This is a genomic window from Paracoccus caeni, from assembly GCF_016629665.1.
GTDB classification, from domain to species: domain Bacteria; phylum Pseudomonadota; class Alphaproteobacteria; order Rhodobacterales; family Rhodobacteraceae; genus Paracoccus; species Paracoccus caeni.
Genome location: NZ_JAEPRQ010000003.1, coordinates 231,568 through 255,697 on the forward strand (window position 1 = coordinate 231,568; position 24,130 = coordinate 255,697).

General features: G+C 62.3%; 27 protein-coding genes. 15 read left to right on the plus strand and 12 right to left on the minus strand.

Annotation, left to right across the window (positions count from 1 at the left end):
• Window positions 1-6 precede the first annotated feature (6 nt).
• The 5 genes from JJJ17_RS10665 to JJJ17_RS10685 are packed head-to-tail and all read right to left on the minus strand — an operon-like array spanning window position 7 to window position 2,079.
• Window positions 7-723 carry a flagellar hook-basal body complex protein gene (locus JJJ17_RS10665; RefSeq protein WP_200686196.1) on the minus strand — a complete coding sequence of 239 codons (717 nt, stop codon included), beginning with the start codon at window positions 721-723 and terminating at the stop codon, window positions 7-9.
• Between the two features lie 3 nt (window positions 724-726).
• Window positions 727-993: a flagellar biosynthetic protein FliQ gene (locus JJJ17_RS10670; protein ID WP_200686198.1), complete on the minus strand. Its 267-nt coding sequence runs from the start codon at window positions 991-993 to the stop codon at window positions 727-729.
• 9 nt (window positions 994-1,002) lie between these two features.
• The gene (locus JJJ17_RS10675; RefSeq protein WP_200686199.1) at window positions 1,003-1,281 is read right to left on the minus strand and encodes a flagellar hook-basal body complex protein FliE; all 279 of its coding nucleotides are present in this window, start codon (window positions 1,279-1,281) and stop codon (window positions 1,003-1,005) included.
• A 12-nt stretch (window positions 1,282-1,293) separates the two neighbouring features.
• Window positions 1,294-1,686: a flagellar basal body rod protein FlgC gene (gene flgC / locus JJJ17_RS10680; RefSeq protein ID WP_200686201.1), complete on the minus strand. Its 393-nt coding sequence runs from the start codon at window positions 1,684-1,686 to the stop codon at window positions 1,294-1,296.
• A gap of 3 nt (window positions 1,687-1,689) precedes the next feature.
• The gene (locus JJJ17_RS10685) at window positions 1,690-2,079 is read right to left on the minus strand and encodes a FlgB family protein (RefSeq protein WP_200686203.1); all 390 of its coding nucleotides are present in this window, start codon (window positions 2,077-2,079) and stop codon (window positions 1,690-1,692) included.
• Window positions 2,080-2,176: 97 nt separating this feature from the next.
• On the opposite strand from JJJ17_RS10685, the gene JJJ17_RS10690 reads away from it, so the two are divergent.
• Window positions 2,177-3,514 (plus strand): FliI/YscN family ATPase, encoded by a 1,338-nt coding sequence (locus tag JJJ17_RS10690; protein ID WP_200686205.1) that lies wholly within the window; start codon window positions 2,177-2,179, stop codon window positions 3,512-3,514.
• A 113-nt stretch (window positions 3,515-3,627) separates the two neighbouring features.
• Window positions 3,628-4,359 (plus strand): Crp/Fnr family transcriptional regulator, encoded by a 732-nt coding sequence (locus JJJ17_RS10695; RefSeq protein ID WP_200686207.1) that lies wholly within the window; start codon window positions 3,628-3,630, stop codon window positions 4,357-4,359.
• Between the two features lie 3 nt (window positions 4,360-4,362).
• On the opposite strand, the gene JJJ17_RS10700 is transcribed toward JJJ17_RS10695, so the two are convergent.
• The 3 genes from JJJ17_RS10700 to JJJ17_RS10710 all read right to left on the minus strand — a co-directional run bounded on the left by JJJ17_RS10700 (window position 4,363) and on the right by JJJ17_RS10710 (window position 7,514).
• Window positions 4,363-5,250 carry an extensin-like domain-containing protein gene (locus JJJ17_RS10700; protein ID WP_200686209.1) on the minus strand — a complete coding sequence of 296 codons (888 nt, stop codon included), beginning with the start codon at window positions 5,248-5,250 and terminating at the stop codon, window positions 4,363-4,365.
• Between the two features lie 5 nt (window positions 5,251-5,255).
• The gene (locus JJJ17_RS10705; RefSeq protein WP_200686211.1) at window positions 5,256-6,569 is read right to left on the minus strand and encodes a L,D-transpeptidase family protein; all 1,314 of its coding nucleotides are present in this window, start codon (window positions 6,567-6,569) and stop codon (window positions 5,256-5,258) included.
• Window positions 6,570-6,758: 189 nt separating this feature from the next.
• Complete coding sequence (locus JJJ17_RS10710) at window positions 6,759-7,514, minus strand: GntR family transcriptional regulator (RefSeq protein WP_200686213.1); 756 nt, start codon at window positions 7,512-7,514, stop codon at window positions 6,759-6,761.
• Between the two features lie 210 nt (window positions 7,515-7,724).
• Here JJJ17_RS10710 and JJJ17_RS10715 point away from each other — a divergent pair, with 210 nt between their 5' ends.
• The 5 genes from JJJ17_RS10715 (at window position 7,725) to JJJ17_RS10735 (ending at window position 13,003) form a co-directional block, all read left to right on the plus strand.
• A complete protein-coding gene (locus tag JJJ17_RS10715) occupies window positions 7,725-8,933 on the plus strand; it encodes an MFS transporter (protein WP_200686214.1) in 1,209 nt (402 codons plus the stop codon).
• Window positions 8,930-10,645 (plus strand): glycosyl transferase family 90, encoded by a 1,716-nt coding sequence (locus tag JJJ17_RS10720; RefSeq protein ID WP_200686215.1) that lies wholly within the window; start codon window positions 8,930-8,932, stop codon window positions 10,643-10,645. The genes JJJ17_RS10715 and JJJ17_RS10720 overlap by 4 nt, the downstream gene beginning before the upstream one ends.
• 27 nt (window positions 10,646-10,672) lie before the next feature.
• Window positions 10,673-11,152, plus strand: a complete 480-nt coding sequence (locus JJJ17_RS10725; protein ID WP_200686216.1) for an ureidoglycolate lyase — start codon at window positions 10,673-10,675, stop codon at window positions 11,150-11,152.
• Window positions 11,149-11,784 (plus strand): ribonuclease HII, encoded by a 636-nt coding sequence (locus JJJ17_RS10730; RefSeq protein WP_200686217.1) that lies wholly within the window; start codon window positions 11,149-11,151, stop codon window positions 11,782-11,784. The genes JJJ17_RS10725 and JJJ17_RS10730 overlap by 4 nt, the downstream gene beginning before the upstream one ends.
• An 88-nt stretch (window positions 11,785-11,872) precedes the next feature.
• Window positions 11,873-13,003 carry a site-specific DNA-methyltransferase gene (locus JJJ17_RS10735; protein ID WP_200686218.1) on the plus strand — a complete coding sequence of 377 codons (1,131 nt, stop codon included), beginning with the start codon at window positions 11,873-11,875 and terminating at the stop codon, window positions 13,001-13,003.
• Between the two features lie 412 nt (window positions 13,004-13,415).
• On the opposite strand, the gene JJJ17_RS10740 is transcribed toward JJJ17_RS10735, so the two are convergent.
• Window positions 13,416-14,330, minus strand: a complete 915-nt coding sequence (locus JJJ17_RS10740; RefSeq protein ID WP_200686219.1) for a LysR substrate-binding domain-containing protein — start codon at window positions 14,328-14,330, stop codon at window positions 13,416-13,418.
• A gap of 113 nt (window positions 14,331-14,443) precedes the next feature.
• On the opposite strand from JJJ17_RS10740, the gene mbhE reads away from it, so the two are divergent.
• From mbhE to mnhG, 7 genes are read left to right on the plus strand one after another with little or no spacing between them, the layout of a single operon-like run.
• The gene (gene mbhE / locus JJJ17_RS10745) at window positions 14,444-16,690 is read left to right on the plus strand and encodes a hydrogen gas-evolving membrane-bound hydrogenase subunit E (protein ID WP_200686220.1); all 2,247 of its coding nucleotides are present in this window, start codon (window positions 14,444-14,446) and stop codon (window positions 16,688-16,690) included.
• Window positions 16,687-17,088 (plus strand): MnhB domain-containing protein, encoded by a 402-nt coding sequence (locus JJJ17_RS10750; RefSeq protein WP_200686222.1) that lies wholly within the window; start codon window positions 16,687-16,689, stop codon window positions 17,086-17,088. Before mbhE ends, JJJ17_RS10750 begins: the two co-directional genes overlap by 4 nt.
• A complete protein-coding gene (locus JJJ17_RS10755; protein WP_200686224.1) occupies window positions 17,088-17,447 on the plus strand; it encodes a Na+/H+ antiporter subunit C in 360 nt (119 codons plus the stop codon). The genes JJJ17_RS10750 and JJJ17_RS10755 overlap by 1 nt, the downstream gene beginning before the upstream one ends.
• Entirely contained in the window at window positions 17,444-18,946 is a 1,503-nt protein-coding gene (locus JJJ17_RS10760; RefSeq protein WP_200686226.1) for a Na+/H+ antiporter subunit D, read from the plus strand. Before JJJ17_RS10755 ends, JJJ17_RS10760 begins: the two co-directional genes overlap by 4 nt.
• Entirely contained in the window at window positions 18,943-19,422 is a 480-nt protein-coding gene (locus JJJ17_RS10765) for a Na+/H+ antiporter subunit E (RefSeq protein WP_200686228.1), read from the plus strand. The genes JJJ17_RS10760 and JJJ17_RS10765 overlap by 4 nt, the downstream gene beginning before the upstream one ends.
• Window positions 19,419-19,709, plus strand: coding sequence for a monovalent cation/H+ antiporter complex subunit F (locus JJJ17_RS10770; RefSeq protein ID WP_200686230.1), 291 nt, complete (start codon window positions 19,419-19,421; stop codon window positions 19,707-19,709). The genes JJJ17_RS10765 and JJJ17_RS10770 overlap by 4 nt, the downstream gene beginning before the upstream one ends.
• A complete protein-coding gene (gene mnhG / locus JJJ17_RS10775; RefSeq protein ID WP_234464034.1) occupies window positions 19,702-20,001 on the plus strand; it encodes a monovalent cation/H(+) antiporter subunit G in 300 nt (99 codons plus the stop codon). Before JJJ17_RS10770 ends, mnhG begins: the two co-directional genes overlap by 8 nt.
• 7 nt (window positions 20,002-20,008) lie before the next feature.
• Here the strand turns inward: mnhG and JJJ17_RS10780 are convergent, their stop codons facing one another.
• Both JJJ17_RS10780 and aroQ read right to left on the minus strand, forming a co-directional pair.
• Window positions 20,009-21,382 carry a DUF2252 domain-containing protein gene (locus JJJ17_RS10780; RefSeq protein WP_200686234.1) on the minus strand — a complete coding sequence of 458 codons (1,374 nt, stop codon included), beginning with the start codon at window positions 21,380-21,382 and terminating at the stop codon, window positions 20,009-20,011.
• An 86-nt stretch (window positions 21,383-21,468) separates the two neighbouring features.
• A complete protein-coding gene (aroQ, locus tag JJJ17_RS10785) occupies window positions 21,469-21,900 on the minus strand; it encodes a type II 3-dehydroquinate dehydratase (protein WP_200686236.1) in 432 nt (143 codons plus the stop codon).
• A gap of 248 nt (window positions 21,901-22,148) precedes the next feature.
• Here aroQ and choX point away from each other — a divergent pair, with 248 nt between their 5' ends.
• Window positions 22,149-23,090 (plus strand): choline ABC transporter substrate-binding protein, encoded by a 942-nt coding sequence (gene choX, locus JJJ17_RS10790; RefSeq protein WP_200686238.1) that lies wholly within the window; start codon window positions 22,149-22,151, stop codon window positions 23,088-23,090.
• Here choX and JJJ17_RS10795 read toward each other — a convergent pair.
• Window positions 23,069-24,055, minus strand: coding sequence for a GlxA family transcriptional regulator (locus JJJ17_RS10795; protein WP_200686240.1), 987 nt, complete (start codon window positions 24,053-24,055; stop codon window positions 23,069-23,071). The two genes, choX and JJJ17_RS10795, sit on opposite strands and share 22 nt — an antisense overlap.
• Window positions 24,056-24,130 lie beyond the last annotated feature (75 nt).

The window sequence follows — 24,130 nt, forward strand, 5'->3', positions numbered from 1 at the left end:
CTCCTTTCAGCGGGTCATGGCGGTGATCGCGGCGCGAATGCGCTGATCTTCGCGGTCAAGGAAGGACTGGCCGAGTTCGTAGGCGCGCTGCACCTCGATCATGCGGGTGATCTCGAAGACGGGATCGACGTTGGAATCTTCGAGAAAACCTTGACGAATGCGGGCATCTTCAAGCGGTTCGGGATCGGCGGTCAGTGTAAATTCGGTGCCGCCCTGATGGGTCATCTGTGCATCTTCAGGGGCGGTGAAGACACCGACCTTGGCAAAGGCGATGCCGTTGGCCGACAAGGTGCCGTCGGCACCAATCGCGACATGGCTTGCGCCAGCCGGAACGATGATCGGCGAAAGCCCCTCGTCCAGCAGGCGATGGCCGTTCGCGTTCATCAACTCTCCCTCCGCCGAAGGCATGAACGCGCCTGCACGGCTAAGCCGGTTTCCCTCTGGCGTCTCTAACAGGAAGAACCCTTCGCCCTCGATCGCCATGTCATAGGTGCCGTTGGTCTGGTTCAGCACGCCCTGCTTCAGATCAAGCAGCCGACCGCGCGCATCGGCCATCGACAGTGTGTCACCACGACCGTCCAGCGCTGACAGATGCTCGGCAAAGATGACGCCTTCGCGACGAAAACCGGTGGTGTTGGCGTTGGCGATGTTGTTGGCGACGACGCGCATTTCCTTCATCAGACCGGCCTGACGGGTCAGCGTCGCATAGATTGCGTTATCCATGGCCTAGCTTCCGGCGATCAGGGGAATGACCTGCCCGACATAAAAATCGGACAGGGTGGTCGTCATGAAGCTCATCGTGACCCAGAAGACGGCCAGCATCAGCCCGACCTTTGGCACGAAGGTCAGCGTCATTTCCTGAATCGAGGTCAGCGCCTGAAACAGGCCGATGACCACTCCTGCGATCAGCGCCACCACAAGCAACGGCGCCGACATCCGGACCGAGACCAGCAGCGCCTGACGCAGCATGTCGAAGAGAACGGTTTCGTTCATCGCGCGTCCTCAGACCGGCATCCGCAGGATTTCCTGATAGGCTTCCACGACCTTGTCGCGGATCGCCACGACCGTCTCCATGGCGAGCTGCGCCTCGGTGATGGTCTGGACCAGTTGCTGCGTCTCGACCTGTCCGTTCATCGCGCCGGTTGCGGCATTGTCCACCTGCGACATCTGCCGGGCAAAATCCTCGGCCGCGTTCGAGACCCGTTCGATGGCGCCTGCACCCGGCTGAACAGAGGTGCGGGCCGCATTATAGGCGTCCGCGGCAGTGGTGCTGGAAATCATGTTGGCCCCTTTCTAGCGGCGCAGAAGATCAAGCACGGCCGCGCCCATCTGGCGGGTCTGCTCGAACATCTTCAGATTGGCTTCGTAGCTGCGTCCGGCCTCACGAGAATCGGCGATCTCGATTACCAGATCCACGTTCGAGCCAAGGTAATAACCCTGCTCATCCGCCATCGGATGCGAGGGATCGTGGATGCGCGGCAGTTCGGCCGGGTCAAGCCGGGTCGGCGATACCTGAACCTCGCCGGTTGGACGGCCAAGCCGCGTTGCTTCCTCGAAACTGACCAGCTTGCGGCGATAGCCGGGGGTATCGACATTGGCGATATTCTCGGCCGTGCGGCGCAGGCGCTCGGTTTGCGCCCGCATGCCCGAGGCCGAAAGATGAAGTGGAGAGACGCGATCATTCATCTGTTATCCCCTCCGTCCGATGCTGGTGCGAAGCATGTCCAGCCCCGAGCGATAGATCGCCAGCGACAGGTCGTGGCCGCGCTTCAGTTCTGCAGCTTTCAGAAGCTCTGCTTCCAGCGAGACGGAATTGCCATTCGGTGAGACGCCGGTTTCCCCGCTCATCACCTGCGCGCCTGCGGGCGTCCAATCCGGCACCGACAGGTGGCGCGGATCGGTGGCGCGCATCGGCGCTGCGTTCAATCGGTGATAGGCAGTCTCGAACGGTTCGAGATCGCGGGCCTTGTATCCCGGTGTGTCCGAATTCGCGATGTTCCGGGCGACGATATTCTGCCGCTCGGCAACATGCCGGCCCAAGGCGCGGGCCATTTGCATCATTTCGATCTTTTCAAACATGAGGCTTCTCCTCATTGGCGATAACCGGGTCTTAACCTCAATTGGTTTAGAAACCGTTTCGCGGAATCGACTCCGTGCCTGATCGGAGGAATGCGAAATGGATAAAATTGAATCGATCACCCGCCGGATCGGGCAGTTGCGTATGGCGCGCTATTTTGGCCGCGTTCATTCGATGCGGGCCGGGCTGATACGGATCGAGGGGTTGAACGCGCATGCCTCGGTCGGGGATCGGGTGCGGATCGCGGTTCAGGGGGCCACGGTCACCGCTGAGATCGTCGGTCTGGCGCCGCGCCATGCGGATGCTCTGCCGGAAGGTAATGCCGAGGGGCTTTCGGTCGGCGCCGAAGTGGAGCTGCTGTTCGCGCCGGTGATTGCGCCCTGTGATGACTGGATCGGACGGATCATCGACCCTTTGGGGCAACCGCTTGATGGCAGGCCGCTGCCGACCGGGGGCGAGCCGCGACCCTACCGATCAGAGGCGCCTTCCGCCGTTCGGCGCAAACGGTTGGGTCAGCGGTTGGCGACGGGTCTGGCGGTTTTCGACACGCTTCTGCCGTTGGTCGAAGGACAGCGGATCGGGCTGTTTGCTGGCTCTGGCGTGGGCAAATCGACGCTGCTTTCTCATCTGGCGCGCGGTGTGCAGGCCGATGTGGTCGTGATCGCCATGATCGGTGAACGCGGGCGCGAGCTGCGGGAATTTGTCGAGAAAACCCTTGGCCCGGAGGGGATGGAGCGCGCCGTCATCGTCACCGCGACCTCGGATCGGTCGCCCCTGATCCGGCGTCGCTGCGCCTGGGCCGCGATGGCGGTCGCCGAGCATTTCCGCGATCAGGGGCGTCACGTCCTTTTCCTTGCCGATTCGATCACGCGATTTGCCGAAGCACATCGAGAGATCGCTTTGGCTGCGGGCGAACCGGCAAGCTATCGCGGCTTTCCCCCATCGGTGTCGAACCTGATCATGGCTCTGGCGGAACGCTCGGGGCCGGGGCTTGAGGGGGCGGGCGATATCACCGGCATCTTCAGCGTTCTGGTGGCAGGCTCCGATATGGAAGAGCCTGTGGCCGATATCCTTCGCGGCACGTTGGACGGTCATGTGGTGCTGGACCGCACCATTGCCGAACGAGGGCGCTTTCCGGCAATTGATGTCGTCCGCTCGGTCTCGCGTTCGCTGCCCGACGCCGCGACGGAGGCGGAAAATGCGATGATCGCGAAGGCGCGTGCGGCGCTTGGTGCCTATGCGGAATCTGAACTGATGATCCGTGCAGGCCTCTATGCGCCCGGCTCTGATCCACGGCTGGATGAGGCGGTAAAACTTTACCCGCAACTGGACGATTTCGTCACGTTGAGCAGCCCGGCTATTCAGCAGAGCTTTGAACGGCTGGGCGCCGCGCTGCAGGCAAATGTGCCAAGAAAGCCCCCGACCCGCAGCGGGTGAGTGAAACCTTTAGGTTCAGAAAGAGTTAATGAATGTTAGGTAGGACTGCCCGAGCATTGCGTTGCTATGGGCATTTTGCGACTGTCCGCCGCCTGCGGGACAAGAGGATGTCAATGGCGATCTCAGAGTATTTTATCCGCTATCTTCAAAGGCGTGATACTCTTTCCGAGGATGACCTCGAGCGGTTGAGAACCCTGAAAACGCAGAATGAGCGTTTCTCTCATGGACAGGTCATCGTCCCTATCGAGCGTCATGTGCAGCGCTCGTGCCTTGTTCTGAGGGGTTTCGCCGCGCGTGCGCATCCGTTGGAGGGAAAGCCGGACGAACGGGTTATCACCGCGCTGCATGTGCCGGGTGATTTCGTCGATCTGCATGGCTTCGTTCTGGCCGGTCTTGAACATGCGGTGATCGCCATCGGTCCGACCGAGATCGAGTTCGTCCAGCACTCGGAACTGATCGAAATTACCGAGAATTTTCCGCATCTGACGCGGCTTCTGTGGATGGCGACGTTGATCGATGCCGCAATCCACCGTCAATGGCTGGTCGCCGCGGGTTCATTGCGGTCCAGCGCGCATCTCGCGCATCTTCTTTGCGAGATTTACACGCGGATGAGCGCGGTCGGTGCCGCCTCGAACTACGAATTCACCCTTCCGCTGCTGCAACGAGAATTGGCTGATATCCTTGGCTATTCGCCGATCCATGTGAACCGCGCGGTGCGTGAATTGCGCGATCGCGGGCTGATCCGCTGGACGGGCGCCGAAATTACGGTCCTCGATTGGGCTGGGCTGGTGCGGCTCGCCCGCTTTGATCCCGGCTATCTGGATATGGAGCGGCACAGTCGCTGAGCGTTATTCGCACAGCCTCCAGCCGCCATTCCGCACAGCTACATCGAAATGCAGATGGTCGTCATGCGCGGCATTCGATCCCGGTCCCAGAACCGTGGTGAAGAACAGGCAGCCAGCTTTCTGCACCGCCATCTGAAAGCCCTCGGCGATCTCGCCTGTCTCGAAACGCGGCTCGACCGGCATCGTCTCACCATTGTCGAAGACGAAGGCGGCAATATCGATGGCGTTGCCATAGGCATGCTCGGACAGTTTTGGTTCGGCCTCGCCCGTGCCCACGCGACCACGGCAATCGTAGGTCGTGCCCAGTTGCAGGCTGGTCACGCGCGGCGCGCCGGGCAGCATGGCCGAGGCGGGACGCAGAAATTCCTGCGACCACAGGCCTAGCGCGCGGGCGGTGTCGCAGCGCATGACCGCGCCGCCTTCAAGCGCCAGATCGGGGATGATCTTCTCGACCCGGATCGGGCGCGCGATGCCGCATTCGGGATTATCCTCGCCGGTCATTACTGGTTCTTCGGTATAGGCGGTACCCAGCATCGACAGGGCAAGCTTGCAGGCCGCGTAGTCCTGATCGCTCTCGCGCAGAAGATACCATTGTGGCGGAGGCGGGGGGCCGAACATTTCGGCTGTATCGTTATCAGCGCTGTCGTCTTCAGCGCTTTCCACCTTGTCCCCAGTCGGTTCCGCAACGTCCTCTGCGCCCGTCGCATCCGTCGCCTCATCAGGGGCTTTTTCTTCAGGCTCCGCCGGTCGTTCTGGTGGGCGGGCATCGTCGGGGACGACCTCGGGGGTCTCGGCGGGGGGGCGAGGTGGTGAGGCCGGACGATCTTGCGCGACAGCCAGGGACGCGGACAGGCAGCCAATGATGAGGGCAAGTGCCGCTGACTGACGCATCTGAATCATTGCCCCTCAAGCGGAGGAACGACGAACCCCTCGGGCAGCGCACCAGACAAAGCATCGCTCAGCGGATCGTGCTGCGGTGCAAGCGCATCGGCTGCGTCTTCGCTTGTATCTTCCAAGGGCTGTTCGACCGGAACCGCCCCGGCTGCAGCGGCGGGATCGGGATAGGTCAAACTTGCATCCGGCGTCGTTGTCGTAGTCGTCGTTCCCATCTGGGCTTCGGTTGTCGCGGCAGGCTCGGTCGTGGCGCTATCCGCTGTCTCGAGCTGCTGCGTCGTGACTGGCGCGGGCGTGACGCCGGTTACATCCGCGATGGTCACGCCGGTCGGCAGAAACTCGACCGAGGTGACTCCGCCACGCACCATCGCCGCCAGTTCCTGTGCATCCCAATTGGTCAGCCGCACGCAACCGTTCGACTGGTTGCTGAACAATTGCGACGGGGTCGGGGTGCCGTGGATGCCGTAGGTCGGCTTGGTCAGGCCGATCCAGACGGTGCCGACAGGGCCGTTCGGGCCGGGCGGAATGATCAAAGCGCGCGTATTCTCGCCCTGCTGGAAATTCTTCTGCGGGTTGTAGGTATAGTTCGGGTTCAGCGCCACGGTCGCCACATGATGCGAACCCGAGGGCGAGGGCGTCGCATCAGACCCGATTGTCGCCGGATAATCCACGATCATCCGTCCGCTTGCGTTATAGGCGGCGACCCGGCGTGTGGTCTTGTCGATAATGATCCGCGTCACCTCGCCCCGGATCGGCGAACCGGGTGCCATGACAGCGATCGTGCTTCCGGGCGAAATCGACACGCCAGGATTGAGAAAGGCGATAAACTTTTCATCCATATGGAAACGTTCGCCAAGTTTTTCGGCGATGCTGGTATAAGCCAGCGTGCTCATTTGTGCCTTTTCGGCGTAATCTGTGGGGATGGCATCGACCAATCCCTGAGCATCGTCCTGGGTGATCGTGTAAACAGTCGTCACCGGCTGGGCTGCATAGGCCTGCAACAGGTTCCAGACATGCGGGTCCATCACGCCGTCCATCGGCAGACCGGCCCGCCGCTCAAAGGCCATGATGGCGCTTTGGCTCATCCCGCCTTTGTAGCCGTCGATTACGCCGGGCGATGTGCCTGAACGGTCCAGCAGGACCTGCACCTTCGCAGTTAGGGCCGAGCGGCCCGCCGGAAGATCGCCGCCGCTATAGGTCGCCGCCTCTATATCGGCAGCGCTGAAGGGAAGATCGTTCTGCGCCGTGGCCGGAACAGCCGCTGCCGTCAGAAATGCCAGGGCAAGCGGAATGTGGAACGGGCGAAACGGCAGCATCAAATTCTCCCTGCAAGTGCTATCGCAGCATCCTATCGCGGCATGCGAAAGGCCAGATAGCGCGAGGGTCACATTTCAGTCAATCGGACAGAAAACGGCGGAAAGCTGCGCGTAGAGACAGCGTTTCCGCACGATTTCAACCAGATCCGTGAAGCACTGAAGGGAAAAATTTAATCTGTTGGTGCCGGATTATTCTTCCGACACCAGGCGGTGTTGTGGGCGATAGAACTGCCGGGCGAATGAGACCGGCGAGGCGTCGATCCAGTTGGTGCGTTCGATCGTCAGAACCGGCGTATGTTCGGCAACGCCAAGGTTTTTCGCGCATAGCCCGGTCGCGCCTTCGGCAACGATGGCGTAGCGGGTATGGGTCAGCGGAACCTGCGCGGCCAGCCATTCATGCGCCGGCAATTCGCGGAAGGTGTTCTGCGCCATCCACGGCAGCAGCTTCGGATGCAGCCAGATCGTCTCGCAGCAATGCGGGGTGCCGTTGGCCAGATATTGCGACCGCACCAGGATCAGCCGCTCACCGGAATCCACCTGCAGGGCGTGTCGCGCAATATCGCTGGCCTGCCGTTCCTCGTAAGAGATCATCTGATACGCATATTCCGCGCCCATCGCCTCGATCTCGTCGCGGATCACCGGCATTTCCAGCGTCGTGCGGCGCGAAGCGCTTGCGGTGACGCGGGTGCCGACCTTGCGGCGACGCTCGATAATGCCGCTGTCAGCCAGTTCGCGCAGCGCGCGGTTGACCGTTGCCCGCGCACAGCCAAGCTGGGCGGACAATTGTTCTTCGGTTGGTATCAACTCGCCCGGTTGCCATTCGCGCGCGCGGATACGGGACAGCACCTCGGTCCGAACCGATTGCCATGTATTGACGCGCTTGCTGACGCCGCTGCGATGCGAGGGGCGCAAGGAACGCGCGAAACTTCCGGATATGTTGGTCATGAATATCAATGCTTGGTTTGGATCGTTCATACTTTCGGCATACCGACCGCATAAAGATAGCTGTCCAAATAGCCAAAAAGACCATTTTGCCGGTTAAACTGTCTATAAAGACAGTATCTGAACTTACAAGTTCGGTTCGATTTAGGGCATTTCCAACTCTGCGACGGCTTGATAATTGCATGATCTGCAACACATGCGCGGAGAAGCGGCATGAGCACTTCGGATTCACTGATCCAGAAACGTGATTCAACCTCGGGCGGTGTCGTCTGGGTGATTCTGCTGGCGATCAGCCTGTGCCACATGATCAACGACATCATGCAGTCGATGCTGGCCGCGATCTATCCGCTGCTGCAGGTCGAGTTTTCGCTCAGCTATTCTCAGATCGGCGTGATGACCTTTGCGTTTCAGGTCACGGCATCGCTGTTGCAGCCGGTCATCGGGTTGGTGACGGACAAGCATCCGCAGCCTCGCTCGCTGCCCTTCGGGATGGCCTCGACCTTCTGCGGGGTGCTGCTTCTGGCTTTCGCGCATCACTATGGGATGCTGCTGGCAGGGGCGATGCTGATCGGGATCGGCTCTGCGGTGTTTCATCCTGAAAGCTCACGAGTAGCGCGTCTGGCCTCGGGCGGCAGGTTCGGGACGGCGCAGTCATTGTTCCAGATGGGGGGTAATTTCGGTCAATCGCTTGGCCCGCTGCTGGCCGCTTTCATCGTGGTGCCTCTGGGCCGTCCGGCGGTTGCCGTCTTTGCCTTTTTCGCTGCGGCTGGCGTCGTCATTCTTGCCCGCGTCGGTGCCTGGGCCGAAGGACGCCGCCGCGCCAGTGCAGCCAATCCCGACCGGACACTGAAGCTGCCGCGCGGAGTGGTGATCCGGGCGATTGCCGTTCTTGCCATTCTCGTCTTCACCAAGAACATCTATACTGCGGCGATGAGCAGCTATTTCACCTTCTTCACCATCGAGAAGTTCGGCCTTGGGCCGCAGGGTGCGCAGATCATGCTGTTCCTCTTTCTCGCCGGGATGGCGGCAGGGGTCATGCTGGGCGGGATCGTCGGAGACCGGGTCGGCCCCTTGCAGGTCATCTGGTTTTCGATCCTTGGCGTGCTGCCCTTCACCCTGATCCTGCCGCATGTCGGGTTGGTGGCGACGGGCATTCTGGCCGTGGTCGTCGGGCTGATCCTCGCTTCGGCCTTCCCGGTCATCGTCGTCTTTGCGCAGGAACTGGTGCCGGGCCGGACCGGAACCATTGCCGGGCTGTTCTTCGGCTTTTCCTTCGGCATGGGCGGGATCGCCGCCGCCGCGCTTGGCGTTCTGGCCGATGCCAAGGGGATCGAGGCGGTCTTCTTCTATGTCTCGTTCCTGCCGATCCTTGGCATCCTGACGATCCTGCTGCCACGACCCGGACGCCTTGTCAGCGGATGAGCGACGCGCCGCTTTTCATCCATATCAGCCCCGACTGGTGTGGGCAGGAGAAGCTGGCAGAGTTGTTCCGCCTGAACGGGCACAAGGTCATCCACACACCCGACGGCAGCAACGCCGAGGCTATCCTCTACGCGCAGGGCAGCGGCGCCGAACTGCCACCGGAATGGAATGCGGCCGGGCTGATCACCGGGCTGTCCCGCCATTCGCCGCATTGGCGTCCCCCGCTTGAGGCGTGGCGCAGCTTCACCTTTCTGGCACGGCAACTGCCCGAGGCCCGTTTCATCCTGACCACGCGCGATCTGGACGGATGGCTGCTGGACCTTCTGATCCGCGATGAATCCGCTATTGCGCGCTGCTATGCCCATCATCGCGGCCTGACGACCGAGGAACTGGCGGAGCATTGGGAAACCGGCTGGCACGCCCATCTTTCGGCGGTCGAGGCGCATTTCGGTGATGACCCCCGGCTGATCCGCATTGATCTGGAAAACCAAAGCCCTGCCGACGCTGCCGCGCTGTTGTCGCTCAGCCAGGCGCCAGCCGATTCCCACTGGCACCGGCCTTTCGATGAAGAACCCGAAAGCGCCCTGCGCCGGGCAATCGACCGCGCCGCGCCGGTCACGTCCTTGGATAACGCCTATATCGAGGATGTCGCCGCCTTCTGCCTGCGGGGCATTGATCCGCAGCCGCAGGTGAATACCGGCCTTTCCGGCCTCGCCTGCATCTGGGACGGCGATCATCTGATCTCGCCGGCGCGCGAGGGATCCCGGCGCATGACCGTGGTTAACCAGCCCGGCCTTGGCCGCACGGCAGTCTCTGCGCCCGGCAGGCCGTTCAAGCTGGTGCGGGCCGAGGGTGTGATCAACGACGCGCTGCGCGCGGACCGCGCCATGCCATTGCAGATCGACATGGAGGATTCGCGCTGGCTTGGATCGCCGCAGGGAGGCGAGGTGAACCAGCCCGTCCTTTGCCACAACCGCCGCGAAGGCGCGCGGAACGTGGTGCTGTGGCCGCTGCCCGATCAGCATTCAATCGGGCTGCACGGCTTTGACCCGGATGCGCCGCGCGATCCCATTCCCTTCGATCAGAAGATCGACCAGATCGTCTGGCGCGGCATGATCTCGGGCAGTGAACATCGCACAACGGTCAAACCCGGTCCCGCCTCGCATGTCCTGCTTCGGCACCTTGCCGAGGCGGGCAAGGACGAAGCCGTCCGCGAGGTCATCTGGGACAGGCTTTGCCGCACCTCGCGCCTGTCGTTCATCCGCCGCTGGTTCGATCACCCCGATTGCGATCTGGGCGTGGTAATGGCGTGGCGGTTCCGCGACTTCGCCCGCGATCCGCTGCTGTCGCCCTATTGCAAACCGCGACAGCCGCCTGCTTTCTTCCACAAGTTTCGCTATCAGCTTTGCCTGACCGGCTATGATCACGGCTCGAATTTCATCCCGATGATCGACAGCCAATCGGTGCTGCTGAAAGAAGAAGACGGCTGGGAAGTGTTCTATTCCGGTCGCTTCAAACCGTGGAAACACTATATACCGTTGGAAAAATATTGCGGCGACGTTCTGGAAAAACTTTCCTGGGCGCGGAAAAATCCGAATGAATGCAAGGCGATGTCTGAAGCCGCAAGGGCCGAGGTTGCCCGCCTTCGCGAGCCCCGGACACGCCTTGCGGTGATGGCCCGGATCCTCGACGGACTGGCTGCGGCCCTGTAACACCGGCCCATGCAAAGGGAGGTGCAGATGACCACGATTAAAATCCAGCCGATCACGCCTGAGGCTTTCGCCCCGTTTGGCGATGTCCTGACCCCGCGAGCGACGCCCGACCGTCTGATCAATGCCGGTCGTTGCGAACGCCATCACGCGCTGGCAACGGTGGAACGCGGCGAGGGCGAAGCGATCATCTCGATCTTCCGGTCCGAATCGGTCAGCCTTCCCTATGACTGCCCGATGCTGGAGCGTCATCCGCTGGGCAGTCAGGCCTTCATGCCGCTGGGCGATGATCCGTGGATGACCGTCGTGGCCCATGACGACGGCGGCAAACCCGGTCTGCCTCTGGCTTTTCTGGTTCCCGCAGGTACCGGCATCAACCTGCGCGCCGGGGTTTGGCACGGCGTTCTGACACCGCTCGACAAACCGGCGCAGTTTCTGGTGGTGGACCGCGAGGGTGACGGGGTAAATCTCGAGGAAGCCCAGATCACCCCCGTTCGGATCACCGCATGATATTCACGCCCGACTTCAGCGTCGAACTGGCCGCCCTGTCGCGCGGCGCGAAGCGGGTGGCGGGCGTGGACGAAGCCGGTCGCGGCCCCTTGGCCGGGCCGGTCACGGCGGCAGCGGTGATTCTGGACCCTGACAATATCCCCGATGGCCTCAACGATTCGAAACGCCTGCCCGCGCACCGGCGCGAGCCTTTGGCGGAATGGATCATGACCCATTGCGACTGGGCCGTCGGCCATTGCAGCGTCGAGGAAATCGACCAACTCAACATCTATCACGCCGCGCATCTGGCCATGTGCCGCGCCGTTGCCGGGCTGCGTCAGCAGCCCTGTCACGTCCTGATCGACGGCAACCGAATCCCGAAACCGCTGGACCGCCCGGCCGAAGCCGTGGTCAAGGGCGACGCCCGTTGCCTCAGCATCGCTGCGGCCTCGATCATCGCCAAAGTGTTGCGCGATCGCATCATGGTGGATTTGGCGCAACAGCATCCCGGCTACGGCTGGGAGATCAACGCAGGATATCCGACACCGGCCCATAAACGGGCGCTGCTGGAATTGGGGATAACACCACATCATCGGCGTAGCTTTAAGCCCGTCCACAATATCTTGTGTAAACCCCAATCTGCAAGTCATTGATTCAAAAAAGAAATTGACGACGAATCAGCTCTGACTCATCTTTGTGGACAGATCAGATCGGCAAAAGCCGGCATTCCACGAGGCAGAGATGACGAAGACCAAAGAACAGCGCGCGGATTCCGCGCGGGGGTTACCGCTGAACCAAATTCTGGCGGGCGATTGCATCGAGATCATGAATTCCCTGCCCGAAGGCAGCGTGGACCTGATCTTTGCCGATCCGCCCTATAACCTTCAGTTGAAGGGCGATCTTCATCGTCCCGACAACTCCAAGGTCGATGCCGTTGACGATCACTGGGACCAGTTTTCCAGCTTCGCGTCCTACGATGCCTTCACCCGCGACTGGCTGGCCGCTGCCCGCCGCCTGTTGAAGCCGAATGGGGCCATCTGGGTCATCGGCAGCTATCACAATATCTTCCGCGTCGGGGCAGAGCTTCAGAATCAGGGCTACTGGATCATGAACGACGTGATCTGGCGCAAGTCGAACCCGATGCCGAACTTCCGCGGCAAGCGCCTGACCAACGCGCATGAGACGCTGATCTGGGCGGCGAAGGCCGAAAGCTCGAAATACACCTTCAACTACGAGGCGCTGAAGTCGCTCAACGAAGGCACGCAGATGCGCAGCGATTGGGTGATCCCGATCTGTAACGGCGGTGAGCGGCTGAAGGACGGCAAGGGCGACAAGGCCCACCCGACCCAAAAGCCAGAGGCGCTGCTGCACCGTGTCCTGATCGGCACCACAAATCCCGGCGATGTGGTGCTGGATCCTTTCTTCGGCACCGGCACCACCGGCGCTGTCGCCAAGATGTTGGGCCGCGACTTCATCGGCATCGAACGCGAAGCCGCCTATCGCGACGTGGCCGAGAAACGCCTTGCCCGCGCCCGCCGTCTGGACGCCGAGGTGATCGCCACTACCAAGGCCAAACGTTCCGAGCCGCGCATCCCGTTTGGGCAGGTGGTCGAACGCGGCATGCTGCGTCCGGGGGAAGAGCTTTTCTCGATCGGCAGCCGTCACAAGGCCAAGGTTCGCGCCGATGGCAGCCTGATCGGCCCTGACGTGAAAGGCTCGATCCATCAGGTCGGCGCCGCACTGGAGGGTGCGCCCTCCTGCAACGGCTGGACCTATTGGCATTACCGCCGCGAGGGCAAGATGATGTCCATCGACCTGCTGCGCCAGCAGATCCGGGCCGAGATGGAAGGTGACATCGCGCGCCCCAACTGATCCGATTTTCAGTTTCGCCAGTTCCTCCGCCAGCCGCGCGGACGGGACCGCCTTGCCCCGCCGTCATGTGATGGCGGGGCTTTTTCTGTTTTGAGGTTTGCCCTTTTCTTCTGTCTGTGGCGCGCAGACTTCCAATATCTTCAAGGTCTAAGCTCAGAACCTTCTGCCGACAGATGACAATGGCGGCGAGAGCGATTGCGGGAAACAAGATCTCGGCGCGTTGGCCGTATCGGGCGCGGCGGCGAGGAGGTTGGATGGGGAACCCATCGTCGGACGCACCTTCCGCTATTGGCACAGCGGTTGAACGCCAGTTCCATGGGTCGTCTATCCACCATTACCGAAAGCCTTTGTGGACAGGAAAAACTGGACAGCCATATTCGAGAAGACCCTGCGATAGCCGGGTAGGGCAGGCTTATCGTCGCTCCACACTCCATTCCGCAAGGCAGTCACGCAGATTCTCGGCAAGGGCCGAATAGGTGCGGCTGCGCGGCGCACCCTTCCGCCATACAAGCGAGATTGGACGCACCGGCGCCCTTGCGGCCAAGGGACGCGCCGTCACCTGCTGCTCTCTCAGCACTTCTGAGCGGACATAAAGGGCGGGCAGCAGCGACAGACCCATGCCCGCTGCCACCATCTGCCGCAAAGTGTCCAGCGTGGTGCCCTCATAGTCGCGGGCGTGAATGGCACCGACATCCCGGCACAGCCGGTCGATCTGCGTGTTCAGATACCGGCCTCCCTCCATGCCCAGAATAGTCTGCCCGGAAAGATCTTCGGGTGAGATACTGTCCTGTCGGGCGAGTTCGTGATCGGCCGGCAGGACCATGAGCAGGGGTTCATTCATCAGATGCCGCGATTCAAGATCGTTCCGGTGCAGCGCCTCCGGCAGCAGCAGCGCATCGCGCGCACCATCGGACAATTGCCGGATCAGGGCGTCGGTCGGGTCTTCGTGTACGAAAAGGCGAAGGTCGGGAAAGCTTCTGCGAAGCGACGGCATTGCCACCGCCAGAACATAAGCTCCCACCGTTTTGACCACGCCCATATGCAGGATCGCCTGAGTTGCGTTCGGGTCATCCCGGCGGGCGATTTCGCGGATATCGTCCATCTCGGCCATAATGGCACGGGCACGGCGGGCGATTTCTTGCCCGACCGGGGTCAGCAGGACACGGGCGCGAGTCCGCTCGATCAGGCGCGCAGAAAGGCGCTCCTCCAACTCCTTGATCTGCATGCTGAGTGTGGGTTGAGTGACATGGCAAAGCTCTGCCGCGCGGCTGAAATTCAGCGTATCGGCCACCGCGACAAGATATCGTAGCTGCTGCAAGGTCACCATCTGAGCCAACTTATAGAGATGATCTATAAAGACCAAGCACAGTTTCGATTTCTCTCTAATCAAAGAACTGTTTAACTGTGAGCGTATCGGACGACAGCGTCAGCGGGAGAGGCATGGCTGAACAGAGAACCGGATCGGGCAAGGCTCGGGTCTTCGGCTATGCCGGGGCGATCGCTGCGGCGGTCATGGCGGGGCTGCTGAGCCTTGCGCTACCCGAAGTGCTGGCCGGGGGGCGGGTGCTGTTCGGCATCGACTGGGCGCCTTCGCTGGGCGTGTCGCTGGCCTTCATGCTGGACGGGTTGTCGCTGACCTTCGCGTTGCTGATCACCGGCATCGGCTCTCTGATCTTCCTCTACGCGACCGGCTATATGGGCGATCACCCGCGATTCGGGCGCTTTGTGTTGTTCCTGTTCGCCTTCATGCTGTCGATGCTGGGCGTGGTCATGGCGCGCGATCTGATCACGCTGTTCGTGTTCTGGGAATTGACCAGCGTGACCTCTTATCTGCTGATCGGCTTCGACCACGAGAATGCACAGGCGCGCCGCAATGCGTTGCAGGCGATGCTGGTTACCGCCGCCGGAGGGCTGGCGCTGCTGGCGGGGTTCATCCTTATAGGGTTGGCGGGGGGCAGCTTTGATCTGGCGCAGATCCTGACCGGGCCGGGGTTGCAGGACAGCAGCTATTACACCCCGATCCTGATCCTTGTCCTGCTGGGCGCTTTCACCAAATCGGCGCAGTTTCCGTTCCATTTCTGGCTGCCAAACGCCATGGCCGCGCCGACGCCGGTGTCGGCCTATCTGCATTCCGCAACGATGGTGAAGGCCGGGGTCTATCTGCTGGCGCGGCTGCATCCGGTGCTGGGCGATACGCCCGCATGGCAAGGCTCGCTGACGGCGGCGGGGCTGGTGACGGCGGTGATGGCCTCGATCCTTGCGCTGCGCCAGACCGATCTGAAGCAGGCGCTGGCCTATACCACGCTGATGGCGCTTGGCACGATCACGCTGTTTCTGGCGGGGTCTTCTGAATACGCGCTGACGGCGGCGGTGACCTTCCTGATCGTTCATTCGCTGTACAAGGCGGCGCTGTTCATGGTCGTCGGCGCAATCGATCACGGCACCGGCTCCCGCGATGTCGCCTTGCTGGGCGGGTTGCGCGGCGCGCTGCCGATCACCGCGCTTGCCGCTGCATTGGCGGGGCTGTCGATGGCGGGTGTGCCGCCGCTGATCGGCTGGATCGGCAAGGAACTGCTTTATGCGGGCGCCGCCACGATCTCGCCCGAGCCACTGGTTATCCTTGGCGTTCTGACGGCCAATGCGCTGATGGTCGCAGTTGCTGGCGTCGTCGCCCTGCGCCCATTCTGGGGGGCGCGGATCAAGACGCCCCATATCCCGCATGAGGCACCGTGGCAGATGTGGGTCGGGCCGCTGTTGCTGGGCGGGCTTGGGCTTGTCTTCGGGCTTGGCGCGGGGCTGCTGCAACCGATGATCGAGGCGATGCTGACGACCGGCTTTGGCCGGGATCACGCCGCGGAACTGCACCTCTGGGCCGGATTCAACCTGCCTTTCTTCCTCAGCCTTGCGACCTTCGCGATGGGCATCACGCTTTACCTGATGCGCGACCGCTATCGTCGTGCCATCGCTGACCTATTGGCCCGGTTGCCCGGATTCGATCCGGGTTGGGACCGCTTTCTGGACCATTTCCGCACCTTCGCCGCGTGGCAGACCCGCCTGATCCAGCCGGGTCGCCTGACCGCCTATCTGACGGCAACTTTTGTGGTCATGGTGCTGGCCATCGGCGGCGCGCTGCTCCTGCGCAGGCCCGTCATCGCGATTGATCTGTCGGCGCCGCTGCTGATCTGGGTGATCGCGGCCGTTACCGCAGCGGGTGCGGTGCTGACGCTGGGCACTCGGTCGCGGATCGCGGCGATCAGCGGGATCGGCACCACCGGCATCGGCGTGACTCTGATTTTCATCTTCTTCGGCGCGCCCGATGTCGCCACCACGCAGCTGATGGTCGAGACCCTCTCCGCCGTTCTTTTCGCCATTGCCGCCCTGCGCCTGCCCGCCATTGTCGAGCGGCGCAGCAAGTCGCGCCAGCTTGCCCATGCGGTCCTGGCGGGGGCGGTCGGGCTGACCGTAACGCTGATCGTGCTGGCGGTAACCACGCACCCGCTTGACCGCCACATCACCAGCTTTTTCGAGGAAAACAGCTACAGCCTCGCCCATGGGCTGAACATCGTGAACGTGATCCTAGTCGATTTCCGCGCCTTTGACACCTTCGGCGAATTGACGGTGGTGTTCTTGGCCTCGGTCGGGGCCTATGCCGTGCTGAAACGGCGGTCGCGAAAGGCGGGGCCATGAAATCGCTGATCCTGCTGACCGGCGCCCGCTTTCTGGTGCCGCTGTTTCTGGTCTTCTCGCTTTACGTGCTGCTGCGCGGCCATAATGCTCCGGGCGGTGGCTTCATCGGCGGGCTGATCGCGGCCTGCGGCTTTACCCTCTACGCCTTTGCGGCAGGGGTCGAGGCCGCGCGCAAGGCGCTGCGCATCGATCCCCGCACCATCGGCATCCTTGGCCTGATCTGCGCCCTGATCGGCGCTTTCGCCTCCGCATTCACCGGGCAAGAGCCGTTCGCCGGGGTCTGGGGCGAGGTCTGGGGCTATGCCGTCTCAAGCGTCCTTGTGTTCGATATCGGCGTCTATCTGGCGGTCTTCGGCGGCATGCTGACGCTGATCTTCGCATTGGAGGAGACGGCCTGATGGAAACCGTCCTTGCACTTCTGTCCGGCTTTCTTGTGGCTGCGGCGGTCTGGCTGATGTTGTCGGGGAACCTGCTGCGGTTCCTGTTCGGGCTGCTGCTGCTGTCGAACGCGGTCAATATCGCCATTTTCAGCGCGGGCCGCCTGACCCCCGGCACGCCGCCCTTTCTGGGCGACAAAGGGGCTCTGCCCGATGCCGTGATGGCGAATTCGCTGCCGCAGGCGCTGCTGCTGACCGCCATCGTCATCGGCTTTGGCCTTTTCGCCTTCTCGCTGGCGTTGACCATCCGCGCCTATCGCAGCTTTCACCACCTTGACGTCGATCAGATGCGCCTTGCCGAGCCGAAAGAGGACGCATGAGCTGGCTTCTGGCGCTTCCGATCCTGTTCCCGTTCTGCACCGCCGCCCTGTCGCTTCTGACGCGCAACAGCCGGTGGAGCGCGCGCATCTCGGTCGCAGGCTCGGTGATTTCGCTGATCCTCGCCTGCCTGCTCGTCGGCACGGTCATGCGCGAGGGTGTGATCGCCACGCAGATGAGCACATGGGCCGCGCCTTTCGGGATCACGCTGGTCGCCGATTATCTTGGCGCGGCGATGGTGCTGATTACCGCGATCATCGGGCTGGCAACCGCCATCTGGGCACTGGCCGAGATTGACGACGATACCGCCCGCATGGGCTGGCACGGCGTTTACCAGACGCTTTTGGGCGGCGTTACCGGGGCGTTCCTGACCGGCGACATCTTCAACCTTTATGTCTGGTTCGAGGTGTTGCTGATTTCCTCTTTCGGCCTGCTGATCATGGGCGGACGCAAAGAGGCCATCGACGGCGCGGTGAAATACGTGACGCTGAACCTGATCTCGACCGTGCTGTTCCTGTGCGCGGCGGGGCTGCTTTACGGGGCGACGGGGACGCTGAACATGGCCGATCTGCGGCAGGCGGTGGCCGACCATCCCGATCAAGGGCTGATGACCGCCATCGCAATGATGTTCATGATCGGGTTCGGGCTGAAGGCCGGGGTGTTCCCGCTGTTCTTCTGGCTGCCCGCATCCTATCACACGCCGCATTACGCAGTCTCGGCGGTGTTTGCGGGTCTGCTGACCAAGGTGGGCGTCTATGCGCTGATCCGGGTGTTCACGCTGATCTTCGTGGGCGATCAGGGCTTTACGCATCAAATCCTTTTGTGGGTGGCGCTGGCGACGATGCTGACCGGCGTGCTGGGCGCGGCGGCGCAAAGCGATTTCCGCAAAATCTTGTCGTTCCACATCATCAGCCAGATCGGCTACATGATCCTTGGGCTGGCGCTGATGACGCCGTTGGCGGTGATGGGGGCGATCTTCTATCTCATCCACCATATCATCGTGAAATCGAACCTGTTTCTGATCGCAGGCGTCTCTCGCCGGCTGACCGGATCGTCCGACCTTTACGCGATCGGCGGGCTATACCGCGCCGCGCCGCTTTTGTCGGTGCTGTTCATGATCCCGGCCTTTTCGCTGGCAGGCTTTCCGCCGCTCTCGGGCTTCTGGGCGAAATATGTGCTGGTGCAGGCGTCGCTGGAACTAGAGGCCGCACTGGTCGCAGGCATCGCGCTGCTGGTCGGGCTGCTGACGATCTACTCGATGACGAAAATCTGGGCCGAGGCGTTCTGGAAAGGCCATCCGCAGGGGATCGAGCCTGCGCTTGCCACCATCAGCCCCCGTATCCGCTGGCTGATGCTGTCGCCGGTCATCGCGCTGGCGGTGATGACGGTGATCATCGGGCTTTATCCCGCGCCGTTCCTTGACTACGCCACCACCGCTGCCCAGCAATTGCTGGAGCCCACGGACTATGTGCAGACCGTGCTGAGGGAGGCTGTGAAATGACCCTTTTCGTGCTGAACGTGGTCATTGCCCTGACATGGGCGGCCTTGTGGAACGGTTTTTCGGCGCCGAACCTGCTGGCAGGCTTTGGCCTTGGCTTTGCGGGGCTGTGGTTTGCGCGCGCACTGTTCGGCCCCGGCAATGACCGCTATTTCCGCGCCCTGCCGCAAGGCGCGATCCTGACGGTCTATTTCCTCAGGGAACTGGTCAAATCCTGCATCAACGTGGCCCGCGACTGCATCGCCCCACGCCCGAACCTTCATCCGGCCATCGTTCGGATGCCGCTGACCGTGCAGTCGGATATCGAGATCTTTCTGGTCGCCAACCTGATCTCGCTGACGCCGGGCACGCTGACGCTGGACGTGACCCCGGATCGCAGCGCGCTGCTGATCCATTCGATCTATGCCGAAGACCCCGAGGCGCTGGTCGAAGAGCTGAAATCCGGCATGGAGCACCGCGTAAGAGAGGTTTTCCGATGACCTGCTATCTTGTCGCCAGCCTGAACATCGCCCTTGCGATGGTGGCGCTGGCCATCGCCATCGGGTTCATCCGGCTGTGGCGCGGCCCGACGCTGGCCGACCGGGTGGTCGCGCTGGATATGATGACGGCGGCGGTCATCGCCTTCTGCGGCCTCTTCGCGGTCAGGATGCAGACCGAGGCTTATCTGGACATTGCCGTGGTGCTGGCGCTGGCAAGTTTCGTCTCGGTGGTTGCGCTGGCCCGCTATGCCGAACGGCAGGCGAGAAAGAGCGATACCGATGATTGATCTGATCACCGCGATCCTTGCACTGCTGGCCGGGTTCTTCGCCCTTGTCGCCTCCATCGGCGTGGTGCGGTTTCCTGACGCGCTGTCGCGGATGCATGCCTCGTCCAAGGTCGGCGCCTTCGCCGGGGCGCTGGCGTTGCTGGCGGCGGCGGTCGATATCGGCGGAACCAGCGCCGTTACCCGCGCCATTATCGCGATCCTGTTTCTGTTCCTGACCGCCCCCATCGGCGCGCATCTGCTGGGCCGTTCAGCGGCATGGCGGGCGGGGAAGGGCGAGCGACCCAAGGGTTAAGCGGCGGTCAGGCTTCGGTTTCGGCCGGAAGCCTGCCGGATTTGATTGCCGCTTTCAGCGCATCGTAATCCGCCTCGCATTGATCGGCATAGGCGGCGGACCACGCCGACACCGCTTCGTCGAACTTTGCGCCGCTGCCCAGATAGCCCGCAATCGCAGCCGCCCCCGGCGATTGGCTATGCGCCCGCGCCAATAGCCGCCCGCAAAGCTCGCCATAGGCGGTGAACTGCGTCCCATCCAGCGTTGCCAGATCGATCGAACCTTTCATGTCGCGGAACTGCCGCCAGTAGTAATCGACCCGAAGCCGGTCGTCGGTCTCACCCGCCCAACCGACGATATGGCCGATGAACGGGTCCGACTGCGCCTGCAAAATCCGCTGCCCGGCGACGACGCGGTGGCCTTCGTTGTGATCAGAGGTGCCCTCGGCTCCGGGGATCACCGGCGGCATGCCGCCATAGGTGGTCAGCACCGATGGCTGCGCCTCTTTCGCCTGCAAAAACAGCACCTCGCCCTGCGGCCCTTCAAAGGCCAGCACATAGCAACGTGTGCCGACGCTGCCGACGCCCACCACGCGCAGCACGGAATCGACCAGCTTGAACTGCGACAGCAGCCACGCCGTATCCTCGCGCAGCGTGCCCATATATTGCTGGAACAGAACGCCAAGCTCATCCACATCGCCATGCGAGACATGCCGCGTCACCGGCGGCTGATCGACGATGCACAGCCCGCGACCCTTTTCATCACGCATGGTGATCTTGGCCAGCAACTGATCCGAGGTCCGCTTGCGCGCCTTTTTCACCGCCTTGCGGGTCTGTTCGCTGGCCAACATCTGCTGCACCAGATCGGCATCGACCTTGTAATAATACCGCTCCAGCGCGGTCAGTTGCATCAGGCTTTGCAGGCTTTCGCGATAGGCGGCAACGGTGCGCTGCGTGGCGTCACGACAGGCTTCCTCGGACATGCCGATATCGCGACCGCCCACATGCACACTGGCCGCAAGGCGCTTCACATCCCATTCCCAGGGCGCGATACTCGCCTCATCGAAATCGTTGAGATCGAAAAGCAGCGCGCGTTCGGGCGAGGCGTAGAAGCCGAAATTCGAGACATGGGCATCGCCGCAGCAGACGACGTTGATGCCGGTATGCGGCCCGGCGGCAAGGTCGGCGGCCATCACGGCAGCGGTGCCGCGATAGAAGGCGAAAACCGATTGCGACATCCGCCCGATCCGCACCGGCACCAGCTCCGCCAGACGGCTAAGATGTTGCTCTTCCAGAATGCCGATCGGGTCGCGCCGACGCGGCAAGACCAGCTCTGCCTGACCGGATCTCTTGAGCCGCCCTCTGAGCGAGCGGCCTTGTTCGGTATTGTCCATATCCGTCATCGCAAATCCCCACCCTTTCAATATGAGCAGAGTTTACCGATTCCGCGCCGACAACAAGCCACTTGTCGCCGAGTGACTGGCCCGTCTCAGGAGTCCAGCAGTGTCACCACACGCCTGATCGCGGCGGCATAGCCCTGAATGCCAAAGCCCGCGATGACGCCATCGGCGCGCATCGAGACATAGGAATGGTGCCGGAACGGTTCGCGCTTGTGGATCTGGCTGATATGCACCTCGATCACCGGGCCGTCAAAGGCGTGCAGCGCGTCCAGCACCGCAACCGAAGTATGGGTCAGCGCGCCCGGATTGATGACGATAGCGGCAGCCTTTTCGCGCGCCTCCTGAATCCAGTCGACGATCTGGCCTTCCCAGTTCGATTGCAGGAACCGGATCTCGTGATCGCCGGCAAGATTGCGGCACAGATGTTCGACATCTTCCAGCGTATCGCTGCCATAAATCTCGGGCTGGCGCTTGCCCAGAAGGTTCAGGTTCGGCCCGTTCAGGACATAGATGATCGACATGACCCCTCCGTCGGTTTTGGTATTGCTAACCTGCGCCGCCTGATCTGTCAGCCCCCGCACGGAAGGCGCGATCCCGGAAATGGCGATCAATCAGCGCAGACAACCAGCGTCAGACGGGTTTTTGAAGCGTGAATCGCAAAAAAGACTGCGCAAGATGTAAACCGCGCTGGCTTCTGTGGATTACGCTGAAGGTCGGGCCGAAACACGCAAATCACAATATCGGCCGATCCAACACGGGAGAGAACGTTATGAAGCGCATTCTTGCGGCCGGAATTCTCGCCTCGCTTGCTGCGGCACAATCGGCCAGTGCGGCAGAAGACGCGGGCACCTGTCAGTCGCCGAGTTTCTCGGATGTCGGCTGGACCGATATTTCCGCCACCACCGCCACCGCCTCTCTGGTTCTTCAGGGTCTGGGCTACACGCCGGAAGTTTCGGTCCTGTCGGTCGCGGTCACCTTTGAATCGCTGAAGCAGGGCGACACCGACATTTTCCTTGGCAACTGGATGCCGCTGCAAGAGCCGGTCGCGACGCCACTGATCGAATCCGGCGAGATCGAGGTTGCGGGCGTCAATCTGGAAGGCGCGCTGATTGGCTTTGCGGTGCCCAAGCACACCTATGATGCCGGGCTGAAGACCTATGCCGACATTGCCGGGTTCAAGGACCAGCTTGGCGGGCAGATTTTCAGCATCGAGGCGGGCAGCAGCGCCAATACCACCATGCTGGAGATGATCGACAGCGACAAGTTCGGCCTTTCGGCGTTCGAGCTGGTCGAATCCAGCGAACAGGGGATGCTGGCGCAGGTTGACCGGGCGATCCGTTCGGAAGGCGATATCCTGTTCTTCGGCTGGCGTCCGCATCCGATGAATGTGCGCTATGAGATCGAGTATCTGACCGACGGCGATGATGTCTTCGGACCGAACGACGGCGCTGCGACCGTGCAGACCAATACCCGCGCGGGCTTTTCCACGGATTGCCCGAATCTCGGCAAGTTTCTGTCCAATCTGGTCTTCACCGTCGAGGCCGAGGATCTGATGATGTCCTACATCCTTGACGAAGGTCTGGAGCCCGCCGCCGCCGCCGAGCGCTGGCTGAAGGAAAACCCGGATGTGCTGGAAGGCTGGTTGGCCGATGTCACCACCTTCGAGGGCGAGCCGGGCCTGCCCGCGGTTCAAGAGGCGCTTGGCGTCTGATCCCTGACCCGGCGACGGGCGGCAGAGGGCGGATGCCCGTATTGCCGCCTGAACGCCCGTGAAAGCGACGCGATGGACGAAAACCCGGTGCGAACCGCTGTTTCTGCCATCGACAGATCAGTATCGACCACCAGTCGCCGCGCTGCCTGCAACCTCAGCGACAGGTAATAGGCGCCCGGCGAGGTCTGGACCAGATCGCGGAAAAGCCCCTCCAGCGTCCGGGTGGAACAACCCGCCCGGCGTGCGATCACGCTGACAGGCAGGGGGGCGTCCAGATGTGCCTCCATGATGCGGATCGCCTCGGCCACGCGCGGCTCTCGCCGTCCGATCCGGCCCATCGAGACCAGCGGCTGCGCATCCGAGGGCAGATGCATTTCCTCATAGACATAAAGGCTGGCCACGCTCAGCGCCGCACCATAGCCGCGACGGGCGCGGATCAGTGCCAGCATAAAATCCAGCGCCGGGGCGGCGCCGCCGGTGGTGAAGATATTGCCGTCGATCACCCAACGGTCGGGAATAACCCGGACCTGAGGAAAGCGCGCGGCGAAATCCTCCAGATCCTCCCAATGAGTCGTGGCACGGCGATCATCCAGCAGTCCCGTGCGGGCCAGCACCCATGGTCCGGCCTCGACCCCGCCGATCATCACCGCCCGCCGCGCCGCCGTGCGGATCGCGGCCAGAACCTGCGCTGTTGCATGGCGCATCACGTTGAAAGCCGCGACCACGATCAGCAATTCGCCCGGATCATGCGGGTCAAAGGCCGCATCGACCTGCACCGGCAAGCCGCTGCTGGTCGCGACCGGCCGCCCGTCGATCGAGACGACCTTCCAGTCAAAGACCTGCGTGCCGGTCGTCCGGTTCGCCGCCCGCATCGGGTCCAGTGTCGAGGCAAGGCTCATCAGCGAGGCATCGGGCAGCACCAGCACCGTTGCGGTCAGGGTTTCGTCGGTCGGTTGAAGGATCATGGCTACCGGGTCTGGGTTGCGCAGTTTGCAAAACGGATTGCGTATCATGCTAAAGGCATTCCCCCTGCCTCGGTC